Below are 23,960 nucleotides of genomic sequence, written 5' to 3' on the forward strand. Positions count from 1 at the left end.
TTGTCAAAATTTGTCGTCTTTTATCTTTTTCGATAAACATGAGTCAGCTTTTTTACTTTTAACGACAAAATAATAGAAGTTAAATGGTATTATAGAAACTTGAGGACCTATATTTCGTATAATATTTCCAGAAGACTCTATTGCATGAATGCGGGGTGATTCTCAAGTGGACAAGCTTAAAGTAAAAAAAATAGTTGTTCTTCTGCCACTGGTTTGGGTATTTTGTACTGTATGGATCGCTGATGAACGCTCTGCGCATGCGGGATACTTCAGCGATATATATAACAATATTCAGGAATTCAAGGAACTCCCTGATCAAATAAACGAATTAAAAGAAAGTTATTCTAAAGCACTTCAGGATTTGGATCGAGCCAAGATGGACACCGAGTTATATCAAAAACAAAATGCTGATTTAGCAGAACAAAACCGCCAACTTACTGAAATGGTTGAGCAGCTTCAAGAAGCTGAGGCAGCAAGAGCACAAAATGCCAGTCGTCTAAAAACCATAGCAATTACCGCTGTAGCCTTGCTAGCTGGTTATTTTATACTGACCCGGGCTCTCCGGTTCGGGATGCGGCGTACCAACTGATCAGTGGGTTAATGCAGTCAAAGAAGGAGGATATGCGCATATGATCATCCGGATAGAAGATGCTTACGGCTACGGTGCAGGCCAAGCGGTTACGTTTTCGCTTCAGGAAGGGGATGTAGCCCATATTTTGCATCCGGACCAGATCGTTGCATACCGTGGCCCATCCCATGGACGTAGCGACCGATTGATGGATGTAAAAGGAATATACCGCAAGCAGAAGCTGGTCCGGGCAGACATCAGCGGACCAAGTCAGTTTACCGCAGCTCTTCCAACCGGTTTTAGCATGAGGGAGATTCAATTAACCGACAATCAGGACATGCTGTATGACTTCCGCCATGTGTTTTTCTATACTAAAGATGTTCACATGCAAACACGGATTTTAAAAATCAAAAACATGCTCATTACACGTGATGCCGTCAAAATGAAATTCAGCGGAAACGGAAGCATCGGTATCCTTACCCAAGGTCCGGTCTGCGAAGCCAAGCTGCATCCGACCGAGCCTATATATGTGGATGCCGGCAGCATTATCGCTTATCCGGAGAGCGCCAAGCTGGAATTAACGGTGTATGGCAATCACTTGGCAAGCCAGCATATGAACTATCATTGGAAGCTGACAGGCGAAGGTTTTGTCCTGTTCCAAGCAGGACGTAAAAATCGACAGTTGGAGCGGGATATGAACGACGAGGGCATAATCAAGCGTTTCCTGAGAGAAGTGATCCCATTCGGCGGTGTATTTATCAAATAGAAACATCATGTTATAATGAGACTTATGTGGTTACAACGCTGATTGGTAACTGCGCTGACAACAGAAGACAATCCATGCAGCTATACGGCGCATGGGAGAGGTTCGCGAACTCCCTCTATAAAAAACTAAACTGTCTTATTTTTTTATATGAAAATATAGGTTTCGTATTTGGCTTAGGCTTATATTTCTCACAAAACGCCGTTGCCTCTTTGCCAAAAGACAACGAAGTCGTTTTCTTCTATATAATAAGGCTTGTTTTTTATGGATTCAGTTCAAGATCTTCTCTTTCTTCTCAGGCCAGCCCCGCTGCCTGCTATCATTTGAAGAATGAGAGGTTTTTTTATGCTTAAAAATGAAAAGGCGGTCGTTGTATTCAGCGGCGGACAGGATAGCACCACCTGCCTGTTGTGGGCAAAAAAACAATTTGCCGAGGTCGAAACGGTGACCTTTGATTATGGACAGCGACACAAAAATGAAATAGAATGTGCGGCACGAATCGCTGCGGAGCAAGGTGTGAAACAGACTGTTCTGGATATGAGTCTTTTGAATCAGCTTGCACCGAATGCATTAACGCGCGATGACATGGTTATTTCTGAAGGGGATAAAGGCGTTCCAAATACATTCGTTGACGGACGCAATCACCTATTTCTCAGCTTCGCAGCGGTGCTCGCCAAACAGGTTGGTGCCAGACATCTGGTTACCGGTGTTTGCGAAACCGACTTCAGCGGATATCCCGACTGCCGGGACAATTTCATTAAGTCACTGAATGTAACGCTTAACTTAGCGATGGACTATCCATTTGTGATCCATACACCGCTCATGTGGCTAGATAAAGCAGACACATGGGAGCTAGCTGACGAAATGAATGCCCTGGATTATGTACGTCAGAACACGCTTACCTGCTACAACGGAATTATAGGTGACGGTTGTGGTGAATGCCCTGCCTGCAAACTTAGAAAAGCCGGATTGGACAAATATTTGAGCCGCCGGAAGTCACATGTTAAAGGAGAGATTCAGTAATGACCGGTCAGCCTGGAGCTTTTCGGATTGTGGATAAACTCCAAAAACTGGGTGAAGACATCGATTACAAACATCTGCGTTATCACCGTAAACGGGTGCTCGTCTCCAAGGAATTCACTTTCGACGCAGCCCATCATCTGCATGCTTACGAGGGAAAGTGCAAAAATTTGCATGGACATACGTATAAAGTTGTATTTGGGATCAGCGGAAAACCGGATGAAATCGGCATCACTGTAGATTTTGGACAAATTAAGGAAATCTGGAAATCTGCAATCGAACCCTTTCTGGATCACCGATATTTGAATGAAACCTTGCCCCCAATGAATACAACTGCTGAAAATATGGTCGTTTGGCTGTTTGAACAAATGCAGCAGGCATTAATGGAGTATGAGTCCCTTAGAGAGCAGGAAGCACGGACCGAATTCGTACGGCTGTATGAAACACCAACCAGTTATGCTGAGGTTAGACGGGAGTGGATGGATCATGAATAATCGTGAAGCCTATGCTCAGGCCAAGCATTTATCCGCAATTTCGTCAACTGTCGGTGTCATGGAACGGCCAATCCCTGTCATTGAAATTTTTGGACCGACGGTTCAGGGGGAAGGAATGGTCATCGGCCGCAAGACGATGTTTGTCCGGACCGCTGGCTGCGACTACCGCTGCTCTTGGTGCGACTCTGCATTTACATGGAATGGAAGCGAAAACGATTTGATTTCTCGTATGAATCCCGATGAGATATGGCAGGAATTGCTGCGCTTGGGGGGCGACCGGTTTGACCATGTTACGCTTTCCGGAGGCAATCCGGCCCTTTTATCCCAATTAGGCGCTTTGGTGGATGTTCTGCACTGCCACGGAATAACCGTTGCTGTGGAAACGCAAGGCTCCCGCTGGCAAGATTGGCTGCTGGACATTGATGAAGTGACCATTTCGCCGAAGCCGCCAAGCTCGGGAATGACAACCGACTGGACCAAGCTGGACGACATGATCTCCCGACTGTCTGCCCGGGAACCGGGACGTTCCTTCAGTCTTAAGGTCGTCATCTTTGATGATCACGATCTGGCTTATGCCGAAACGGTGCACGAACGTTACCCGAATGTCCCGTTCTATGTGCAAACCGGGAATCCGGATGTAAACACAGCATCGGATGCTTCTTCTCACATCTCGGAATTGCTTCAGCGCTATGAACGTCTGATTGATGCGGTTATGAGTTCCGATCGTCTGAACGATGTTCGTGTTCTGCCCCAGCTCCATACCTTGGTGTGGAGCAACAAACGGGGGGTTTAAATTAGCTACAGAAATAAAGGAGTTGAATCAGATGGCTGGAAGACAGCATGATGAAATGAAAGATATTACACTGCTTGGCAATCAAGGTACCAAGTATCAGTTTGAATATGACCCTGGCATACTCGAAAGCTTTGACAATAAACATCCGTATCGAGACTATTTCGTAAAGTTCAACTGCCCTGAATTTACGAGTTTATGTCCGATTACAGGTCAGCCGGACTATGCAACGATCTATATCAGCTATATTCCGGATATTAAAATGGTGGAAAGCAAGTCACTGAAACTGTATCTGTTCAGCTTCAGAAACCACGGCGATTTTCATGAGGATTGCGTCAATATTATGATGAATGACCTGATTAAGCTGATGGACCCTCGCTATATAGAAGTGTGGGGCAAGTTTACTCCAAGAGGCGGCATCTCCATTGACCCTTACTGTAACTATGGCCGCCCAGGTACTAAATATGAGGAGATGGCTGCACAGCGTCTCATGAACCATGATTTGTACCCTGAAAAAATAGATAACCGCTAAATTGCAAAAACCGGAGCATGCCTAATGAGCAGCTCCGGTTTTGATTTAATGAAGAAATTCGTTGTTACCTAGCCTCTGGCTAATTCGGCGCTTTTTATACAGCATCTTTCCGGCCTCGGCGGCATCTCCAATCGTGCCTTTATTGCTGATCGAGCCGAATATAATACCGGCTATTGGAATGAGCTGAAACAATTTTTTCATACCGAAGCTGTCCGTATACGATTGAACGACTTCACGCCAGCCTTGAATTTGAGAAAACACTTGATTCGATTGATTCGCGTCATCAAATGCCGCCAGTTCTTCCAGCACTGCTTTTTTCCCAACGATATCAGCCGATGAGAACTGAAGACATTTGACGATAAACACCCGTTCTTTGGGATCGTCCGGATCATATCCGTAGCATAGCGCCATTTCCTGCAACACCTTCAGCGACTGTCCCAAAACAAGCGGGATATCAGCCGCCATCGTAAATACACCGCCTATACCTGTTGCCGCTCCTTGGGCTGCTGCAAACTTGACCCGTTTGGCAATAATACCGTCAGAAGCCATATGCATAATTGAAATCGGGAGCTTCGATGCTTCCTCCAGTGTCAGTACTTCTTCCGCTGACTGATCAACTCTTCCCTTTAAGTCTTCCTCAGTTTTACGATTTGCTGCGCTGTGCTCTGCTTCAATAGAATCAAGCATCCCAGCACGTCCTCGTGTCGCTGTCTCTGTCAATATAATAAGGACTGATTTTTTTCTTACGAGATATTTGCCACCGGTTTGAATGAATTTTCCAAGCTCATTCAGCCCTTCTCCCACTTTATCCCGGACTATTTTCGGCGTTAGCCGGTCCAGGAGCATAAATGGAATTCTTCCGATCTTTTCCCAGAAGAACACATCCTTCTGCTCTTTTTCCCATTTTCTTATCGTTTCCAGCTCGGATTCAAGATACTGCTTTGATTCCATCGTGTTATTCTCTCCCCCCTTATTCTATGAAGTTATACGCATCAACTCCAAAAATGACCCATTATTTATTAAAAATTTTAAAAAAAGATGACCCCTGATGTACAGGAATCATCTTTTAATAACATAGTCTGAAATACTTTTGTCTAAGTAAATTATTTGCCCAAAAACGCGCTGAGCATCCAGCTTTGCTTCTCCACATCGGTCAACATACCGATCAGCAAATCTGCGCTTGGATCATCACCTTGATCATTCGCGATTTCAATGCCAGCTTTCAATTCTTTTACAATCATTTGAAAATCTGCTACCAAAGCAGCCACCATTTGCTCTGCACTGTGATCGCCAGTTGCCTCTTCAATAGAAGCCAGTTTCAAATATTCAGCCATCGATGCCGCAGGTTTTCCGCCGATAGCCAGCATTCGCTCTGCGATCTCATCCACATAATCAGCTGCAGTGTTGTAGAGCTCTTCAAACTTCTCATGCAGGGCAAAAAATTGAGGCCCCTTCACAAACCAATGATAGTTATGCAGCTTTACCCCAAGCACACTCCAGTTGGCAAGCTGTGTATTTAATACAGCATTCAGTTTGTCAGTAGATTGAACATTAGTGAAGTTACTCATTTCAATATACCTCTTTTCCAATGTATTGTATTTAGACTTATTCTAAATCCTTGTTTAAGTATAGCATATTGAAGCTGCATTATCAAAAAAATTTGATACGTTTCAGATGAAGTTAGGATGAAGATTTTGGGCTCTATTTATACCCACATGTTATGTTTACTTATTGGAAAACGCTGTTAAAAACATCATACTAGGGAATTTCCGAAGCAACCTCCTTCAAGCCAAGAAGCCTCTTCATTTGCTCCCTTTTTGTTTTCGGACTTATCACATATATTGTATCCCCCTTTTCGATCATTGTACTCCCTCTCGGGGTAATGATTTTATCCCCACGGATGATGGCGGTAAAAAGTATATCCTCCGGAAGATTTAAATTCTGGATTTCCTGCCCGACCAGCGGCATATTTTCTTGGACCTGAATATGATTAATTTCCGAGTTGGCTTTTCCAAGGGCAATCAGCTCCAGCAAGGTAGGGCCTTGCGGTCTATCCTTTTCAACAAGCCCGAGTCGTATGGCGAGCGGCGAAATGGTTGTTCCTTGAATGATTGCCGAGGTCAAAACAACGAAAAATACAACATTAAAAAATAACTGGCCCCCCTCAACCCCCGCGATTAGCGGGTAAGTTGCGAGGACAATCGGGACTGCTCCACGTAATCCGGCCCAAGCAATGAGCACTTTTTCACGAAATACAAACCTCGTAAACATCAAGCTGACCAGTACACTGATCGGGCGAGCAACCAGCATAAGCAGCAAAGACAGCAGCAACCCCTGCCAGGCAACGCTTACCAGCTCATTCGGAAATACAAGCAGGCCCAGCAGTACAAACATCGCAATCTGCATCATCCAGGCAAAACCTTGATTAAATGCGAGGATCGTCCTCCGGTATGTCAGCTCTTTATTGCCGAGCACCAAAGCCATAACGTAAACGGCCAATAGCCCGCTGCCTTGAACAAGCACTGCTGCGCCATAGGTCAATACAGCAAAACCAAGTGCCATCACGGGGTAGAGACCAGACGAATCAAAATTAATTCGATTAATAATAAGCACCGCTAGGAAGCCGATCAGAATTCCTACAACAAGACCAAGTCCCATCTGCATGAAAAATGAAAGGATCATACTTGCGACACTAGTATCGGGTGTCTGAATCCATTCGATTAAAGAAACCGTCAAAAAAACAGCCATAGGATCGTTGCTTCCCGATTCCGCTTCGAGTGTAGAGGCGATCCGTCGCTTCAGGTTTAGCCCTCCGAGGACAGAAAAAACGGCTGCCGCATCGGTAGAGCCAACAATGGCCCCGATCAGCAAGCCCTGCTCCAGTGATATATCAAGTATGTAGGTGGCGCATAATCCAATAATAATTGATGTCAGCAACACCCCTACGGTAGCCAGCGACAGCGCCGGACCCAAAATCGGCCTGATTTCCTTGAAGTCCGTCTGCATCCCCCCTTGAAACAGGATGACAATCAAAGAAAAAGTCCCGACAAGCTGCGTGATTTCAGCATTATCGTAATATACAAAGCGGCTTAGAATCATTCCCAATGCTATAAATAACACCAGTGCCGGCATTCCAAACCGGACTGAGAATTTCGTCGTCAGTACTCCCGTTAACAAGAGCAATGCAGACATAAAGATTACGGTATCAACATAGCTTAACAAGTTCATCCCTCCGACTTGAAGACTTGGTATATATTACCCCGAAAAAAGAAGATCAAGTCGAATTAAAAATTTTGATTTATATTAGTTGGAGTTATGTGACATTCATACTATATACTGAAGATATCTTATCTCTAAGTAAACAAAAGGCACAGGAGGCATCTAGATACGATGGACATAAAGAAAATGGAGCCGCGCACGTTAACCGAAGCGGTGAAACTGTCTGACCGCATTTTTCTAAAAGAGCCCGATCAACCGTCGATGGGAATATCCTTCCCTATGATTTTTGAACCTGGCATCAGTCATTCCTACGGAGCTTTTGACGCAGAAAATAAGCTTGCTTCATTTATGGGACTTGTCCCGTTTACGATTCGCTCCGGCGCGGCCATGCTTAAGGTCTTTTCCGTTGGCTCTGTCTGCACTGATCCGAATCACCGCGGAAAAGGTTTGGCGGGTGAACTGCTGGATCACTGCAAAGCCCATGCCAAGCGCTCCGGCGCATCCCTTATTTTCGTTTCCGGAGCACGTTCTCTTTATACACGCGCCGGCTGCCGATATTTCGGACGGGCTATGCAGCATCGCCTAACATTAGAAAATATGAGCCAGCTAAAGAATAGATTGAAAAGTTCATATCAGATTCGTGAGATGATTTCAGAGGATATTTTTAAAATCCATGAATTGTTAGAGAAACGCTCGTCCGGTTATGTCAGTACAGTCAATGATTTGAACAAGCTTCTTGATGCAAGCGCTTTTTCAAATGTAATCCGGCTGGAACAAAAAGTGCTTGTAGCTGAGGAGAACGGCAGCGTTAAAGCGGTTGCCATCATCGGCATACCTGGAAATGTGATGACCCCATCAAGCCCGCCAACACTCATTGAATGGGCAGGAGATAATGAAGCCGCGGCCTTCATTCTATCTGAAGCGTTTAACCAATACGCTATACAGGAGCTCGTTGTTTCATTGCCATGGCAAGACCAGGGACTGTCAAGCATACTGAAAGAAGCAGGCTCTGAAGTCCACGATATACGCAATTCCGGAACACTTTATCTTGTGAATGGCCGTGAGCTTATAAATCAAATAACCCCTATTCTTCCTGAGGAAGCAGCAGGTATTCTTCAGGCACAAGGGGAGCATGGACCATATGTGTATAAACAAGGGAAAGAGACGATCCAATTGGATGATGAGGGACTTCTTTCCCTGCTGTTTGATCCGCAATCCCCTTATAGAAAAGCGGCAGAAGAAAGCGGCAACACAGAAGATCATCAATTTACCCTTCGTCCGATTCCACTGCCCTACACAGAAGGTCTGCACTATATTTAGCAAAGCACATACTAAAAAGCCCTTGGCATCGTTTCCAAGGGCTTTAAACTTTTAAAATGGATATTCACGCATTTCATTCTGCGTAGAAATCCACTGGAATGTCGTAAACTCATCAAGGGACCATTTGCCGCCAAAGCGTCCCAATCCTGATTTTTTCTCACCGCCAAAAGCGATTAACGGTTCATCATGAACGCTCTGATCATTGACATGAACCATCCCGGACTGAATCTGCTTTGCTACCTCTACCCCTTTTTCAATAGAACCTGTATAAACGGCGGCGCTTAAACCATATGGAGTATCATTGGCCATCGCGATTCCCTCTTGCTCCGTTTTAAACGGAATCACCGTTGCCACCGGACCGAACATTTCATTTTTCGCTGTGGAGACATCATTTGTAGTAGAGGTCAGAATATATGGAGAGAGGATATTCCCTTCCACCTTTCCTTCCAGTACAACCTTGGCGCCTTCCGCTTTCGCTTTTTCGATCTCTCTAGTAATTCGTTCTACAGCTTTGCTGTTAATGAGCGGTCCAATCATATTCGAATGATCTCTGGGATCGCCAACTTTGATCTTCCGGGATTTTTCAACAAACTTGTCCACAAACGTTTCATATATATTCTCGTGCACAATCATTCGATTAATCGCCATGCAGATTTGACCATTATGAAAATATTTTCCGTATATTGCAGATTGAACTGCTTTATCAACATCGGCATCTTCCAGAACGAGCATCGGATTGTTACCGCCCAATTCCAGTATCGCCTTTTTCATCATTTGGCTGCAGATTTGAGCAATATGAAGTCCTACCGCAGTCGAACCCGTAAACGAAATCACCCTTGGGATCGGATGTTCAACAAAGCTGTCTCCAACTTCATCAATCGAAGTGACAACTACATTCAATAAACCTTTTGGAAGGCCTGCTTCTTCAAAAATTTTAGCTATCAGCAAACCTCCGCTTATCGCGGTCTGCTCATCAGGCTTCAGCACGACACCATTTCCAGCTGCCAACGCCGTGGCAACCGAGCGCATAGACAAATACATCGGAAAATTAAATGGACTGATCACACCAACGACCCCAACCGGACGACGGTATATCCGATTTTCCTTGCCATGAACGAGCGAAGGGACGATCTCTGCCCCCATTCTCATCGGGAAACTTGCCGCTTCTCTCGTAATCGAAATACAAAACTCCAATTCGACACTAGCCTTGGCATAAGAAGAACCCGTCTCTTGAATAAGGAGGTCACATATTTCCTCACGACGCGCCTTCATGATGGATACAGCATTCTCAAAAATCTCCGTTTTCTTGAAAGCGTTTACCATTTCCCATGCAGGCTGTGCTTTTTCTGCTGCAAAATATGCTTCTTCTATGTCTTCCTTGCTGGCAAGCTTTATTGCAGTAATTAACGCGTCATCATACGGGTTTCTATTCTCATACATCGTTTGACTGTTTCCTTCACGCCATTTGCCAGAAATGTACTGTAGATTCAATTCACTATATGCAGTCATTCCATCCTTTCCTTTCAATATATATTTCAAGCGCACAACATCAAATATAATCTTGTGCTTTAGGTGATTATTACCCTGAAATTTATATATTAAACTTTGAAGATATGAAAACTGCAAAATATATAACGAATCTGAATCTACATGTACATTTCTTGGCGAAACAAATCATTTGAAAAATGTTTACTTCATACCAGTGACACTTAGCAGATCATTCCACGTTATTTCCTCTGGCTGCTTCTCCCCGAAATAGATCGGATTCGTGAAGGCAAGCAGCCGACCTTCTTCATCCCGAACGTCGAATCGGTACCAATGATACGCATCCGCTTCCCATGGAATGATCCATTCCAACACCGCCGGGTCCGATCCACCAGCAGCTGGAGCAGCCTTGACCGATTCAGGAGTACCGTTATGGACGAGAGAAACCAGAATATTCGTCTCACTATAAATGCTTAAGGAGCAAGTTATGTTTCGTTCCGATTCCGCTTGCTGCTCATCTGCAAATGCTTGTGATACATCACTGCCAAACCGATACTCCCGATCACCTGCTCGAATAGTGGCTTCAAGGACCGGCCCGCGTGAGACGTATACCTCACCTCGGCGAACCCCTTCCAGCACAGCTTCTGCTGATAAATCATCGCACCAGACGTAGGTTGCCGGATCACCGATCAAGGATGGAATGTCACAGTCCGGATAACGTTCGGTCGGCAGCATATGTGAATCCGATCCACCGATACCTGTAAGCCTATGCCCTCTATTCCAGCATTCACTCCATAGCTTTAATGCTTTTTCCGTTGCTTCCGGGTTCGGTGAATAGGTCGGGTCATTCCATATTTCCATCGAGTGAACCGCACTTAATAATGTTTCTCCATACTGCCATGCCCATGGAACCAGCATCGGATGGTTGATGGAGCATACCGCACCTTGTTCAGCAGTTTCCTTCATCAGACGATCCATGCCCGCTTGAGTCGTGAGTCCGCCATCGGGTGCAGAAGTGCGCCAATCGATCCATTTTCGCAAACCCAGTGCATTCCAATGCCCGTCACCCGAAGTCACTTCCACTCCCGGAATAACGAGCACATTTCCTTTCGGCCAAGACGTTGACATCACATTGTGATCGGTCGCCGTAAAGAAATCCATTCCGAGCTTCTCCGCTTGATCACTGTTCATAAGCTGCGTCATTTTGCCGTCTGAGAGAACCGTATGCGTGTGGAAATCACCTTTATACCAGCGGCTGCCTTCCTGCCAAATTTTATTCCAGTCATAATTGTCCATCGTAAAACCTGCGTTCTTTTCCCCGCTATTCCAGTATTCCCGATCACCATGCAGCTGTGGCGAATCATACTGCGCTGGCAACTTGCCAGCCCCCGTTTCCCATACCACTTCCACATGCTTCCCGACATCTGTACTGATCTCCAGCAACCATGTTCCTGGCATAATCGTTCCTGATACGGCGATCGGACTCGTCGTTTCTGCCTGCTCATGTATAACAATATTTCGCTCGTTCCCGCCATCAAGGAAACAGAACCGGAGTGACTTCTCAACATCCCACAAGTAAGCTCTCGCCCAAGATTGATGAGCCTCAAATTTCAACTGAAATGCAATCCAGCTTTGTCCTTCTTCGACTTGTATCGGAAAAAAGCTGGTGAATTGGTCCATCGTCACTGATAAGTGTCCTTTACCCATCGTCTGCTCACCTTCCAAACATAGTAGAAATGCAGATTTTCATTATCTAAAACTCAATTTTCGCTTATAAAAACTCGTTATCTTTTTTAAAAACGCGATAGGGGCGTCTATCCAAGAGTTCCTATCAAAATAATGCCTGTCGTAATCGCAATCGACATGACAATCCGCATCTTCCCCTGCTGTTCCTTCAGAATAAAAATACCAAGCAGTGTCCCGAAGACAGTCCCGATCTCACGTATCGGAGACAGATGAGATAACGGTCCCAAACTCATTGCATACAAGAAAAGCAGGTAAGACCCCGGAGAGAATAAAGCTCCAACCATAAGCGGAATTTTGTTAACCTTCCATTCTGTTTTAATGCCTTTTGAACGGAGCGCCGGGCCAGTTAGCACGCCCATGTAACCGATATTGCATAATCCTAGCAAAGCAAGCGGAGAAATATAATCAAGGATGAGTTTATCCGCAAGCGTATAACCTGTAATACACAAGCCGACGCCGAGGGCAAACATCATCCCTGTTGCATATTTCTTATCCTGCAGCATCGCTCTGTTCAGCTTAAATCCGCCAATTTTAATGAGACCGATAATAATGAACCCAAGCCCGATCCAGCCATAAACAGACAGCTCTTCATTAAAAAGCAATACGCTCAAAACAGGAACCAGCAATGCCCCGGTACCGCGCATGATCGGATATACCTGTGAGATATCACCGTATTGGTATGCTTTAGACAGCAGCCGAAAATAACTGCTCTGCAGTACAACTGACAGTAAAATCAGAACATAACCTTTCAATGGAATGGTATTGTTCATAAGCCACTTTACTACGACAGGCATCAAGAGAAAAAAGCACGGGATGTTGATCATCCACAAAAACACATCTTTGTTAATACTTCGTTTTGCAAATAGGTTCCATATGGAATGTGTGAAGCCGGACGCAATCACCAATAATAATGCTAATGTTGTCATGTTCTACCCTCAAGTTTTGTAATAGGTCGCCGACTGTTCTATTCGTCATTTCTCTATCATTTCATCACAGTTATAGTTTCTTCTCCCCCATCTCTCTTGATGAGGGAAATCTGACCAAACACTCTTACTCCATCTACCAAAAATACGGTCTGAGGGCTTTCCTCCCTCTCATGGCTTATGAGCACAATATGCTCCATTTCCGTTTCAGAAAATCGTATACGGACGGCCTCGGCAGCAGATGAACTTAACAAATTTCCCTTGTAATCCGCTACTGGCAGCCGCTCTACCACGGGCCTGTCCTGTTTGCCTGAAGGCTGTGGATAAAGAACCTGTATTATGGAAGTAAATCCTCTCGCCCGACACTTATAGACTAACGATTGTTTCTGCTGTTTGCGGTTATACTCGTAGGAAATCCATCCTGACTCCAATGAAGCTTCCAGCTGCTGCGGATCGGCCGGAATGATGCACAAATTAGGTCCTGATTCATCCAAAGTTCTGCAAGAGCTATCGACGGGATCGATCTCGACGTTATCCGAAGCAAAATGAAAATGCTGTGTAAACTCATGCTCTTCCTTACAATCAAAACTGTCTACCAACACCCAATAATCCGGCTTAACAAAAATGATTCGCCTTAGCGGGTCCACTCGATCCGCCAGGTGACGATAACCGGTATGCCCTGCTTCAACATAATCTGCTTCTGGCCCAGAGCTCCATATGACATCCGTTGGCTTGGCTACACGGCCATTTGACCACGTATCGATGTACTCCGTGAACTCGATGCCGTCGACCATCGTCGTATTGTGGGCGCTGCATTGCTTTAATTCCCGCCGCAAAGGTTCTGTATCACTGTAGTTATAACGCCCCGGATCAGACAAAAGATCTTTGCCATAGGCATGTAGGTCGAAGTGCAGCAAATCAGCATGCCCATGACCTCCTCCTAGAAAGCCGCAGTGAAAATACAGATAACGGGCATCTTCTTTCCAATCCGAACGCATGACATAATTGCCCGACTGCTTGAAAGGAAACGACAAGTGTTCCGGCTGTTGAATGTCCACCGCCCTATATTTCTGCATTCCTTCAGTACCGAAGTTCCACACACTGTCAAAATCAAGATGTTCATATGCTCCAAATTTCAAAGCGCCGTCCTGAAGCAAGATGGCTCCGGCTGTCAAATAATCGCGAATGTCGTTGTCATCGCTATCCCCCTGCATAGGCTGGTGATGATTCGGCTTGGCCCAATACAGATTTGCTTTCATCATCTTGTGAACCGTACCAGAAATGGCTTCATGAACCTTTATCCCATTTTGTGCCGACAACGTCATCATGCTGACATAGCAATGCAATACTTCATTATGATACATCGGCGATTGCTCCCAATGCGTTCCTTCTTTCGTGACCTGCAATCGCGTCGTTTCCACCAGACGCTCGATGCTTAACCTTTGCCACTCAGCAGCCAGTTTCATTTCTGGGGCGAATACAGACATCATATACAAACCATGGTTTTCTATGACTCCCCAGTTGCTGATCCGTTTCCAATCATTAAAATCACTAACGATATATTGAGCATGCTCATGCAAAGATACAAGCATCTTTGCCAGCAGCTTCGCTGTAAAATGTGGACTATGCTTCATATATTGAAAGGATTTAATCCAGTTCTCACAGCGAATACCGGCTTCAATGGAACGCCAAGCCGGATTGCTTCGGGTAGGTATTTCAGGGACAGGATTCGCATCTATCCAATTCTCCAGCTGGGAGCACCATACTTGAGCGTACTGTTCATTCTGAGTCATCGCATAAGCTTGTCCTAAAGCGATCCAATACCGATGTCGGTTAAGCATATACGTCCATTCCACATCATGATCAGGCATGTGATGCCAATCGATTGCCCCTTCAAAAGTAACCGGAACATTCGTCCGTTCCATATCCCAAGGGAACTGAAACACAAAGGTCTGCTCAAGCACTTCATTGGCTGTTCTCAGCACTAGCTCCGTTTCTTCCGGGCAAAATTTCTGTACATAGGCTGATAATTCAGCCGTCTCTTCTTCATTAAAATACAATTTCACTGCGTCGCGCGATGTATAATGGCGATGGAGAGCAGAATACGCTGCTCTCTCATCGCCCTTTATTAATGCATCGCTGATCGGTTGCAGTGCTTCGGCATCCAGATTCAGCAAGCTCCATAGTGGATTGTTCATAATTCGTACCAATATCCTTTTATCCCTTTGTCCATTCGCATCAATGCTTCGAGATAATAGTAGTCGCCCCAAATCATATAATCATCTGGAGCCACACCGCCACGTACATAATAAGATCCATGCTTTAACAGCCCTTCGGCATCGTCTTCACCGATCGTTGAGTAATTGTCAACAAGCGAAGTCATCGACAGCTTTAACTTCTCTTCGTATTCAGCACGATCTGGATCGCTGTCATCCAAATGGCCTATTAGCTCAATCAATCCGGCTGCAACAATGGCAGAGGCGGAGCTGTCCCGATATGTATTCACATCAACAGGAGCATTGAAATCCCAATAGGCTACATGGTCCTCCGGCAGCTGCTCAAGGAAATAGTTCGCCATACGTTTGGCTGTATCCAGATAAAGCGGGTTTCGGGTATAACGGTAAGCCAGGGTAAAGCCATACACACCCCATGCTTGACCTCGAGCCCATGTAGAGCCGTTCGTATACCCTTGATGTGTCGCTCCGCCAAGCGGTTCACCTGTCTCCGTATTAAATACAAATGTATGATATGAGCTGTCATCGCCGCGAACAAGATATCGACGGCTTTGGTCCGCCTGCTTGATCGCGATTTCACGATAACGCTCATTTCCGGTTTGTTCATAAGCCCAGAACAACAAGGGAAGATTCAGGAGGCAATCGATGATCATGCGCCCTCCATGCTGTGCATTATCTGGCAATCCCCAGGCCTGAATATACTCACCTTTCTCACGCCAGCGGCGCATCAGCACATCGGCTGCTTGCAGTGTCAATTGTTTCGCTTCTTCATTACGTTCTACAATCCATTGTGCCTGTGAGGATAAGGTATAAAGGAATCCGATATCGTGATGATCCAGAACGATGTGCTGTTCCATTCGGCGCTTGAAGCTCTCTACCGTGCGGCGTGCTGCCTCCCGGTAAAACTCATCGCCAGAATATTCATAAGAGAGCCACAGCATTCCACTCCAGAACCCATTCGTCCAATCCTCATTGTTATTTAGTTCATATTTGCCGTTCTCACTGACATGCGGGAAGCGATCTCCGAAACGCTCCACGTTGTTTCTGATCTTCATCATTGCATCTTCAATTGCGTGTTTCCACATGTCCTTTTCATCCTTTCCATTCACTGTTATCACTTTACAAACTGGGTTTCCCCAGCAATCCGGCTCAAATCAACGGTTTGGCTCGGGTCCATCTTCAAAGTGATCGTATGGCTCTTCCCTACAGAACCTTGTGTATCGATCGCCAAACGGGTATATGGAAATGTCTGCAGTACCGTCACGCTCGGATCTTTCTCAACGATTTCCAGTCCGACTTTGCCGATCTCAACAACGACTGTTCCTTGCTTCTGGGTAGGCTCTGCCACCGCAATCTTCAACTGATCCCCGTTTTCCTTCATCATGTAAGAGATCGGTTTGTCTGTCTTCACATATTGAAATGCGCCCGCTTCCCAGAAGTTAATGCCTGTTACGTTCTGTTTCAATTCCTTGACGGCATGAACACGTTCATTTGCCGCCAATACCTCAATATCCGGATTAACTGCGTAAGCGGCTGTCTGCTCTGACGTTTTGCCAGGAAGCAGCACATACTTATAGCTGCCGGCCTTCGGTGAAGTTCCATGTTCTATTGCTAAACTCAAATAGTTGCGAGTAATCGGGTCTGTTGGACCACTCCTATGAATTTCACTCCATGAGCCGGTGCGGGCTTCACGCTTACCGGATACATCTGCCCCAGACGGGAATACGTAACCAATATCGGAGCCTGCTACATTACCTTCCAGATGAGCCCACTTCGCACCCGTCATTTTTTCCTGCCACCCTAAATGACTCGGCATTTCACGACCGTCCACAATCAGCTTGTTGCTGCCGGATGATGTCAACTGGCGATTTTCAACAATGGTCTCTGTTAGACCGGAAGAATCATTATTGATATCTGATCCAACCGCAACCATCTCATCATCGAACAAAAACCATGATTTCTTGCCCTGCAAGGAACTTCCTGTACTTTGCGCAAGGGAAAATTCCATTCCTACAGCTCCATAATAATCATCCATGACCGTACCGCCAACCCAATCTTTAGGATTCATATAATAGGCCCACTCCTCAGGGGTTTTGAATGAACCGTCTGTAGTCGTTCCAGGCAGTCGATAGCTGTCAATCGTAGGCCAGTATTGATCGCTGAATTGTTTCAAGTCACTGTTATACAGACTGGTCATCCCTATTCCGGTATACCAGCCTTTTTTGTTCTCCCCATTACCATATTCGAATGCCGAGATCCGGTCCGAGAACATACTGATTCCGATGCCGAAATCCTCACGCAGCTGAACCGCACGATCCATCCCTGCAAACATTTGCGTATGAACCAGTTCACCACGCGGCACGATGCTATCATCCTGCATCAGCTGTTTTAACAGATTCAGTTCATACAGCGGCAAGCCTGCATAATAATTTTCAAATGTCGTGTCCTCCAGCACCCATTCCTTCACCATGCTCTTGATTTTCGTAGCTTGTTCAGGCGGAGCCGATTGGGCCAGACGAAGCAGCGTCATAATAATCGAACGCCCTGTAATATGGTCGGAATCTGCAGCTCGCGAAATACTGCGTCCTTTCACGGAATCCATGATCGCCCCTTTATAAATCAGCGGCTCAAAGGAGTCTTCCACCCATTGATATACATTGTTAGCATTAGGATCTGTGATCGCCCATGGCGAATCCTCGAACAAGTAAAACAGATCGGCCATTCGTCCTAGCAATACGGCGCCATAACCGCCTGTATATGCGATATTTTTGTGCTGCACAAGGGAGCCGTCTTCATACAGCCCATCCCCCTGTTTCACATACAAAAATTCATTGGAAATCGAATCCCTGCCCTGCTGAATCTTGGATTCTTCCTTGCCTACGATGCCTCGCAAGGTGACAACGAGTGACTTATCGAGTAGGTTAGCCCCTGTTTCTACAGCAGCAGGATTGGCTACACGCTTTTTCGGATCTGGAACGAACTTATCAATGGTGATCATATACTTGTCCAGAAGCTCTGGCGGCATGACATCATACATAAGTGTAAGAATGTTCATAATCTCCTGTGGAGAGCCGATTTCCCAATCCCACCAGTTACCTGTAATCTTCTTGTTTTCGTTGTAATGGTATTTATACATCCAATCCATGGCGCGAATGATATCGTCCTTCAACGCTGCATTTCCCTTCAAGGATGATCCTTCGATGGAATAAGCTAGCGCGAGATCGCGGATAATTCCGTAAGCCCAGGATATACGCCAAGAATCGTTCTGTGTTTTGCTGATGACGTCATTCCACAAAGCATCCGGATCTTCAGCTTGGCTTAATGTGTCCCATCTGCCTGTCTTTTCCGGGTTGGTCATTCGCTGAACCAGTGCTTCCACATTCGCGGCAACATCCGGATCGTTCATATTAACGCCTTGTCCGCCAACCAGCTTTGAAGCCCACTTTTGCCGAATCGTATCAAACACCTGCCTTTGATCATCCGATTCTACACGAATCTGGCTTTGTGAAGCTACATTCGGGTCTGACGAGCGCAAGGTCAGTCCGTGGTTAATCGACTGATCCGCCACTGCACTGGCATCCACCTGATCATTCAATAAGGGTAATCCTGCAAAAACAAGCTGAAATGTCATACAGAATACGACTACGATTGATATCCTTCTTTTTCTGATATCCATACAATTGCTCCTTTTCGTTTGAAGCATAAGTAGTGTGATGTTTTACCCTAATTCCGGTTGATCTTGAAGCGCAACTTGCCGCTCTTTTGTTCCATGCAATTCAAATACAACGATCTCATTGTCTCCCGCGCGCAGCAGCGGCCCTGGAACGTAGAGCGTCTTTTGCGGGCCAGCTTCCCAATAGCGCCCCAGATTAAAACCGTTTACGAACACAACTCCTTTAGTCCAGCTTTCAAGCTTAAGGAATGTATCGGCGATATCTTCCTCATTCGCAATATGGAAGGAGCCTTTATAAAATGCCGGGCCTTCCATCTGTACCTCAGCCTGAACAGAAGGCGCTTGATTCAATAGTGAGATATTGTCGAGCGGCAGCGTATGAATCGTCCAATCAAAAAGGAATTGGAAGCCTAACCTCGCACCCTCGGTTATACCTTTATAATCTCTCAAGTATGGGCCATAGTTGGTTCTGCCCATGTTTTCGACCAAAATGCGCAGCTCCGCTCCGCCTTCTGGAATCTGCAGCTCAATCGGTTTCGGGTCCCAACGCTCAATCACTCCCTTGTATTCCCCATTAAGGAATACCAGCGCACGGTCATGAACCTCCTGAAGCTCAAGGGAGCACTGCTTTCTAGGACCGGATATTTGGGTAGTGTACAAAATAAAACCATAAGCTTGACCCAGCTTCTCCATCGGTTCAGGACAAGCTCTCTGTACAGGCGTTGACAATACATTCAGCAGGTCAAAAAGCGGTGCAATCGGCTTCATCTGAACCTGGCCATAATTTTTCTTGCGAACAGGCTCTGGAAGCGGCATCGGTTCCACATCAAAATATTTCTGGATGACTTCCTTCACCAGTACATATTTCTCCGTTATATCTCCCCATTCCGTTAACGGACTGTCATAGTCATAACTCGTCACGGTCGGCTCATACTTCCCATGATTGTTAGCACCGTTATAGAAGCCAAAGTTCGTGCCCCCATGGAACATATAGAAGTTAACTGAGCCGCCCGCCTTCAGCATATCTTCAAACACGTTAGCCGCATCCTGTGCGTCTCGGGTATGATGCGGCTTGAGCCAATGATCAAACCAACCGTTCCAATATTCCATACACATAAGCGGCTTATCAGGCTGGACTTCCTTCAGGGCGTTAAACGCTTCCTCTGTTCGCGATCCAAAGTTAACGGTTTCAAACACGCCCGGAATCATGCCGCCTTGCAGCATAAAATCCTCCGGACCATCTGATGTAAACAGCAGGACATCCATGCCGCGGTCTATCATGCCCTTTTTCAAATATTCCAAATATTTAAGATCATTGCCGTAGCTTCCATATTCGTTCTCGATCTGCATGGCAATAATCGGACCGCCGTTCGTGCAGAGCAGTGGCTTGAACATAGGCAGAAGCACATCGAAATAAGCGTCTACCTTAGACAGAAACTTCTCATCATAGCAGCGCAGCCGGATCCCCTCATCCGCCAACAGCCATGCAGGCAGCCCGCCAAATTCCCACTCCGCACAAATATAAGGGCTTGGACGTGCGATAACGTGTAAACCAACCTCTGCTGCAATTTCAATGAATCTTACAACATCAGCCATACCTGTGAAATCAAACTGCCCCTCCTGAGGCTCGTGCAAATTCCATGGAATGTACGTTTCAACTGTGTTAAAGCCGCAAGCCTTCAGCTTCCGCAAACGGTCCTCCCAATATTCCGGTACGACACGGAAATAGTGAATCGCCCCTGACAAAATCCGAATCGGTTTGCCATCGTATATAAATTGATCACCCTGTATCATGAAAGATGCCATTTTTTTAAGTTCCTCCTGCTCATGATCCGAAAATATTGTGTGCCGTTCCATTTGTCCGGCTGTAATGTACTACAACTCGTGTACGCTTCATCTATTTAATGATCCCGGATCATCCGGTTGATTTGCTCCCGCTTTCGAATGTACCACTCGGTTTCACGCGGATACATATGAAGCGATATTTCCTCTTCCAAACCTTCTTCCAGCATGGCGATAACCTGCTTGCGTCCTATCTTTTGCTCCAACAATTCCAGTGCCCGCAAATCTTGCAATGCTTCTGTCAACACTTCGAGCCTGATCGACTCGATCGGTCCTTCCTCACCGGGATAGACCAGGAAAGGATCGCCAGCAGGAAATCCTCCACCCGCATCTGTCACTTGAAACGGATTGATGGCATACTTGGAGAACTGGGCATACCAGAAGTTATAACCCCAGTGCAAAAAGCCCTTTAAATTCAACTTGTAAAGCTGGATTCCAAGCACTCGATTGCGTGATGAAGGCATATGGAAAAATCGATTGGAAACCTGTTTGTACTGCGCACAGCAGTAATAAGTCCACAGCCCCTCCACCCCGTTATCAAGAAACGGCTGAATATCGTTGCTGGCTGGAATCGGACGTTTTATGAGCCCACTCTTGTAAAATTCATAATCCGATAATGCATCAATGATCGGGAAATCCTTCAAAATCGGCCGTACGAGTTCACTGGCAGCCCGGTAGGTTTCCAGATCCTCCAGCTTGGGCTCATCGGACAGATGGAAATATACTCGCTGCTCCAGCCCATTCTCCTTCACAAACTGAACGAGCTCCTTCAGCATGGAAGTGATGAAAGCTGCATATTCCGGGTCATCAGAAGCTGTATCCCATCCAAATAACTGCTTATACTCTCCATCCACTGTCGCCATTACTTTCGGAGCATGTTTCGCTCCCCACTGTGTAAACAGGTGAGAAAATTCGAAATATTTCACTCCGATTTCGTTGCACATCTCTACCCATCGCTGTAATCTTTCGAACGAGAAACGATAGCTGTCTCCAACACGCTCAACATCTACAAGCTGAACTGTAGGCCGATCTCCACCCACTTCTGTATCCAACGGCGGTGTGAATAATGGGGTAAGAATCATGTTCATTCCATGCTTTACAGCCGTTCGTATATATTCTTCAATCAGCTGCCAATGCCGCTGGCTGAATACTTCTGTCTCGTAGTAGGTCGACAGACAATCGACGTGAAACCATTCAGTATGCAGGAGAGTTTGCTCAGGCAATGTTTCGGCAATCACTTCCAACTTGAAGGTTTCCTGGCCCAGCCGATTACCTTGATCATCCATGATCTGAACAGCAATATCAAAAAGCCCTGGATCAGCGTTCTCCGGAAGCTCCACTGTAACCCAGAGCGATCTCCACTGATTTGGATATCCGGTTAGCCCGCGTTCAGGATATAGTGGAAAGAGCGGGTCTGGATACAAGCCCGGTGTCTTCCGCAGCACATGCTCGTCGCCATCATGATAATTAATAAAGTTTGCAGGCGATAGTTCCACTGTACGTATAACGATATCGGATTGGAGCGGAGACTCCACCTGTACCTGCAACGATCTTAGATGCACTTTCGCCCGATAAGCCACCTGAAAGGAATAGGTCTCACCGCGCAATGCGGAGCCGCTATGATGAACAGGAGCATTTAGCTCTTCATCAGCAAACACCTTCACTAAAGAACTGATACACCGGGTTTCAAGCTTTTCATTAGCATGAATAGAATCCATGGACATTCCCTCCCTGAATGGTTTTATGTAAACAATAAACCCGGTAAATTCGAGTGAAATTCGAATTTACCGGGGCTTTCCATTTTTAATTCGATGCTTTTGCTTTATAGCTCTCTGTTGTATCTTTCAAATGCTGCTGGAAGCTCGAGTCTGCTTTTAGTCCGTTAATGAAGTTGTCCCAATCTGCCATGCTCGCTTTGCCAATGACAACATTGGTGAACATATCAACGAATTTCTTCGTCCAATCGCCGCCTCTTTCCATCCATGCATCCGTAACAGGCAAGCCTGCCGCAGGGTTTGGTACCGAAGATTCCGAAATTGCATCGATCAGCTTATAATTGTACTCTTTAACGTCTGCCGGCATATCCGGTGCTTCTGCACGCTGGTACTTGTTAAAATATCCAGAAATCCATTGTGCTGTTGTAGCGGTACCATAAGCTTGTTTCTTTCCTTCTTCGGTTTGAACAATCGAACCGTCTTCCGCGATCGTGTAATGGACATCCTTGATTCCGTAAGTCACCAAATTGTAGCCTTCTTCATCCGCAGTAGCATCATAAACTTCAAGGATCTTTTTCAGCTTTTTCTCATCAACCGTTAATTTGTTAACAAGGAATACACCATAGGACCCGTATGCTTGCTCATAATACTTGTTGCCATCTGGAGCACTTGGCAGTTCATAAGCTTTAAGCTCAGCTTCCGGCTTGACTTTCTTTAATTCCTGACCAAACATAAACGCTTCATTGACGTTGGCAATGGCCACTCCCGCCTTGCCCTGAATGATCATTTCCTTCACCTGACTGGACTTCATCACCGGCAAGTCTGGTGTAATCAGCCCATCCTCGAAAGCTTTGTTCCAGAATTCCATTGCTGTTTTAGCTTCTTCCGTCATCCAATAAGGAACCAGTGAACCGTCAGCCTGCTCTTTCCATTGGTTACCTGCACCAAACATGGACATCATATAAGTGCTTACACTGGCTTGTACCATCCCATAGGTATCATCTTTACCGTTCTTGTCCGGATCGTTCTTTGTAAACGCTTCTAAAACATTATAAAGCTCATCCATGGTCGTTGGTGCTTTAAGACCAAGGTTATCAAGCCAATCCTGGCGGATCATTAACGATTCATGGCCATCCAGTGGGCGAACACGTGGAATACCGAATATTTTACCTTGGAATTTGGTATTTTCATATGCATTATCTGGATATGCCTTAAGATTTTCATAATCATCGATATAAGTTGTTAAATCCCAGAACGCGCCTTGCTCCGTTGCCGTTGAAAAAGCCGGATCATTAATATCTTCAATCAAAATAACATCGGGCAAGCTCTTGGAGGCAAGCAGTGCGTTCACTTTTTCTTTATAACTGTTAATCGGGTAGAATTCAATGTCGAGCTTGACGTTCAACTCTTCATTTAATTGTTTAATGCTTTCCAAATCATTGCTTGGTGTTTCTCCAAATGTCATCGTACCAATTGAAATTTCAACCGGTTTCTCCTTAGCTCCCTCAGCTGCTCCTCCTTCTGCAGAGGTAGCCTTCTCCCCCTTAGAGCATCCCGCCAAGGATACGATAAGTATGAGTGCGAATAACAATGAGACCCAGCTTCTCTTTTTCATTCAAAAAAACCCTCCCTTTTT

At 45.7% G+C, this 23,960-nt stretch carries 19 protein-coding genes and 1 riboswitch; of the genes, 7 read left to right on the forward strand and 12 right to left on the reverse strand.

Annotation, left to right across the window (positions count from 1 at the left end):
* Nucleotides 1-166 precede the first annotated feature (166 nt).
* The 6 genes from C8268_RS16005 (at nt 167) to queF (ending at nt 4,167) form a co-directional block, all read left to right on the forward strand.
* Nucleotides 167-589 carry a hypothetical protein gene (locus C8268_RS16005; protein WP_158702745.1) on the forward strand — a complete coding sequence of 141 codons (423 nt, stop codon included), beginning with the start codon at nt 167-169 and terminating at the stop codon, nt 587-589.
* A 40-nt stretch (nt 590-629) separates the two neighbouring features.
* Nucleotides 630-1,334 (forward strand): AIM24 family protein, encoded by a 705-nt coding sequence (locus tag C8268_RS16010; RefSeq protein WP_106768595.1) that lies wholly within the window; start codon nt 630-632, stop codon nt 1,332-1,334.
* Between the two features lie 91 nt (nt 1,335-1,425).
* Nucleotides 1,426-1,464, forward strand: a riboswitch (PreQ1 riboswitch).
* 212 nt (nt 1,465-1,676) lie between these two features.
* Nucleotides 1,677-2,354 carry a 7-cyano-7-deazaguanine synthase QueC gene (gene queC / locus C8268_RS16015; RefSeq protein ID WP_106768596.1) on the forward strand — a complete coding sequence of 226 codons (678 nt, stop codon included), beginning with the start codon at nt 1,677-1,679 and terminating at the stop codon, nt 2,352-2,354.
* Nucleotides 2,354-2,845 carry a 6-carboxytetrahydropterin synthase QueD gene (queD, locus tag C8268_RS16020; protein WP_106768597.1) on the forward strand — a complete coding sequence of 164 codons (492 nt, stop codon included), beginning with the start codon at nt 2,354-2,356 and terminating at the stop codon, nt 2,843-2,845. Before queC ends, queD begins: the two co-directional genes overlap by 1 nt.
* A 58-nt stretch (nt 2,846-2,903) precedes the next feature.
* Complete coding sequence (gene queE, locus C8268_RS16025; RefSeq protein WP_106769984.1) at nt 2,904-3,638, forward strand: 7-carboxy-7-deazaguanine synthase QueE; 735 nt, start codon at nt 2,904-2,906, stop codon at nt 3,636-3,638.
* Nucleotides 3,639-3,669: 31 nt separating this feature from the next.
* Nucleotides 3,670-4,167, forward strand: a complete 498-nt coding sequence (queF, locus tag C8268_RS16030; RefSeq protein ID WP_106768598.1) for a preQ(1) synthase — start codon at nt 3,670-3,672, stop codon at nt 4,165-4,167.
* Nucleotides 4,168-4,212: 45 nt separating this feature from the next.
* Here queF and C8268_RS16035 read toward each other — a convergent pair whose 3' ends face one another.
* From C8268_RS16035 to C8268_RS16045, 3 genes are all read right to left on the reverse strand, one after another.
* Complete coding sequence (locus tag C8268_RS16035; RefSeq protein ID WP_106768599.1) at nt 4,213-5,118, reverse strand: EcsC family protein; 906 nt, start codon at nt 5,116-5,118, stop codon at nt 4,213-4,215.
* Between the two features lie 152 nt (nt 5,119-5,270).
* Entirely contained in the window at nt 5,271-5,735 is a 465-nt protein-coding gene (locus C8268_RS16040) for a Dps family protein (protein ID WP_106768600.1), read from the reverse strand.
* Between the two features lie 190 nt (nt 5,736-5,925).
* The gene (locus tag C8268_RS16045) at nt 5,926-7,395 is read right to left on the reverse strand and encodes a potassium/proton antiporter (protein ID WP_199794861.1); all 1,470 of its coding nucleotides are present in this window, start codon (nt 7,393-7,395) and stop codon (nt 5,926-5,928) included.
* 162 nt (nt 7,396-7,557) lie between these two features.
* On the opposite strand from C8268_RS16045, the gene C8268_RS16050 reads away from it, so the two are divergent.
* Nucleotides 7,558-8,706, forward strand: a complete 1,149-nt coding sequence (locus tag C8268_RS16050; protein WP_106768602.1) for a GNAT family N-acetyltransferase — start codon at nt 7,558-7,560, stop codon at nt 8,704-8,706.
* Between the two features lie 51 nt (nt 8,707-8,757).
* Here C8268_RS16050 and C8268_RS16055 read toward each other — a convergent pair whose 3' ends face one another.
* The 9 genes from C8268_RS16055 to C8268_RS16095 all read right to left on the reverse strand — a co-directional run bounded on the left by C8268_RS16055 (nt 8,758) and on the right by C8268_RS16095 (nt 23,939).
* Nucleotides 8,758-10,215: an aldehyde dehydrogenase family protein gene (locus tag C8268_RS16055; protein WP_106768603.1), complete on the reverse strand. Its 1,458-nt coding sequence runs from the start codon at nt 10,213-10,215 to the stop codon at nt 8,758-8,760.
* A 180-nt stretch (nt 10,216-10,395) separates the two neighbouring features.
* Nucleotides 10,396-11,898 (reverse strand): CehA/McbA family metallohydrolase, encoded by a 1,503-nt coding sequence (locus C8268_RS16060; protein WP_106768604.1) that lies wholly within the window; start codon nt 11,896-11,898, stop codon nt 10,396-10,398.
* A gap of 107 nt (nt 11,899-12,005) precedes the next feature.
* Nucleotides 12,006-12,863 carry an EamA family transporter gene (locus C8268_RS16065; RefSeq protein WP_106768605.1) on the reverse strand — a complete coding sequence of 286 codons (858 nt, stop codon included), beginning with the start codon at nt 12,861-12,863 and terminating at the stop codon, nt 12,006-12,008.
* Between the two features lie 56 nt (nt 12,864-12,919).
* Nucleotides 12,920-15,058: an alginate lyase family protein gene (locus tag C8268_RS16070; RefSeq protein WP_106768606.1), complete on the reverse strand. Its 2,139-nt coding sequence runs from the start codon at nt 15,056-15,058 to the stop codon at nt 12,920-12,922.
* The gene (locus C8268_RS16075) at nt 15,055-16,179 is read right to left on the reverse strand and encodes a glycoside hydrolase family 88 protein (protein ID WP_106768607.1); all 1,125 of its coding nucleotides are present in this window, start codon (nt 16,177-16,179) and stop codon (nt 15,055-15,057) included. The genes C8268_RS16070 and C8268_RS16075 overlap by 4 nt, the downstream gene beginning before the upstream one ends.
* 29 nt (nt 16,180-16,208) lie before the next feature.
* Nucleotides 16,209-18,770, reverse strand: coding sequence for a polysaccharide lyase 8 family protein (locus C8268_RS16080; RefSeq protein WP_234032842.1), 2,562 nt, complete (start codon nt 18,768-18,770; stop codon nt 16,209-16,211).
* Between the two features lie 42 nt (nt 18,771-18,812).
* On the reverse strand, nt 18,813-20,573 hold the full coding sequence (locus tag C8268_RS16085) for a glycoside hydrolase family 35 protein (protein WP_106768609.1): 1,761 nt from the start codon (nt 20,571-20,573) through the stop codon (nt 18,813-18,815).
* A gap of 95 nt (nt 20,574-20,668) precedes the next feature.
* Entirely contained in the window at nt 20,669-22,327 is a 1,659-nt protein-coding gene (locus C8268_RS16090) for a DUF4091 domain-containing protein (RefSeq protein WP_106768610.1), read from the reverse strand.
* An 85-nt stretch (nt 22,328-22,412) separates the two neighbouring features.
* On the reverse strand, nt 22,413-23,939 hold the full coding sequence (locus tag C8268_RS16095; protein ID WP_106768611.1) for an extracellular solute-binding protein: 1,527 nt from the start codon (nt 23,937-23,939) through the stop codon (nt 22,413-22,415).
* Between the last annotated feature and the right edge of the window lie 21 nt (nt 23,940-23,960).

The sequence above is a fragment of the Paenibacillus faecalis genome (assembly GCF_900289175.1).
Taxonomy (GTDB): Bacteria; Bacillota; Bacilli; order Paenibacillales; family Paenibacillaceae; genus Paenibacillus_AQ; species Paenibacillus_AQ faecalis.

Bases quoted from the DNA above. Each gene is read 5' to 3' on its own strand.
- C8268_RS16010 (WP_106768595.1), top strand. From the start codon at position 630: ATGATCATCCGGATAGAAGATGCTTACGGCTACGGTGCAGGCCAAGCG.
- queC (WP_106768596.1), top strand. From the start codon at position 1,677: ATGCTTAAAAATGAAAAGGCGGTCGTTGTATTCAGCGGCGGACAGGAT.
- queD (WP_106768597.1), top strand. From the start codon at position 2,354: ATGACCGGTCAGCCTGGAGCTTTTCGGATTGTGGATAAACTCCAAAAA.
- queE (WP_106769984.1), top strand. From the start codon at position 2,904: ATGGAACGGCCAATCCCTGTCATTGAAATTTTTGGACCGACGGTTCAG.
- queF (WP_106768598.1), top strand. From the start codon at position 3,670: ATGGCTGGAAGACAGCATGATGAAATGAAAGATATTACACTGCTTGGC.
- C8268_RS16035 (WP_106768599.1), bottom strand. From the start codon at position 5,118: ATGGAATCAAAGCAGTATCTTGAATCCGAGCTGGAAACGATAAGAAAA.
- C8268_RS16040 (WP_106768600.1), bottom strand. From the start codon at position 5,735: ATGAGTAACTTCACTAATGTTCAATCTACTGACAAACTGAATGCTGTA.
- C8268_RS16045 (WP_199794861.1), bottom strand. From the start codon at position 7,395: ATGAACTTGTTAAGCTATGTTGATACCGTAATCTTTATGTCTGCATTG.
- C8268_RS16050 (WP_106768602.1), top strand. From the start codon at position 7,558: ATGGACATAAAGAAAATGGAGCCGCGCACGTTAACCGAAGCGGTGAAA.
- C8268_RS16055 (WP_106768603.1), bottom strand. From the start codon at position 10,215: ATGACTGCATATAGTGAATTGAATCTACAGTACATTTCTGGCAAATGG.
- C8268_RS16060 (WP_106768604.1), bottom strand. From the start codon at position 11,898: ATGGGTAAAGGACACTTATCAGTGACGATGGACCAATTCACCAGCTTT.
- C8268_RS16065 (WP_106768605.1), bottom strand. From the start codon at position 12,863: ATGACAACATTAGCATTATTATTGGTGATTGCGTCCGGCTTCACACAT.
- C8268_RS16070 (WP_106768606.1), bottom strand. From the start codon at position 15,058: ATGAACAATCCACTATGGAGCTTGCTGAATCTGGATGCCGAAGCACTG.
- C8268_RS16075 (WP_106768607.1), bottom strand. From the start codon at position 16,179: ATGTGGAAACACGCAATTGAAGATGCAATGATGAAGATCAGAAACAAC.
- C8268_RS16080 (WP_234032842.1), bottom strand. From the start codon at position 18,770: ATGGATATCAGAAAAAGAAGGATATCAATCGTAGTCGTATTCTGTATG.
- C8268_RS16085 (WP_106768609.1), bottom strand. From the start codon at position 20,573: ATGGCATCTTTCATGATACAGGGTGATCAATTTATATACGATGGCAAA.
- C8268_RS16090 (WP_106768610.1), bottom strand. From the start codon at position 22,327: ATGGATTCTATTCATGCTAATGAAAAGCTTGAAACCCGGTGTATCAGT.
- C8268_RS16095 (WP_106768611.1), bottom strand. From the start codon at position 23,939: ATGAAAAAGAGAAGCTGGGTCTCATTGTTATTCGCACTCATACTTATC.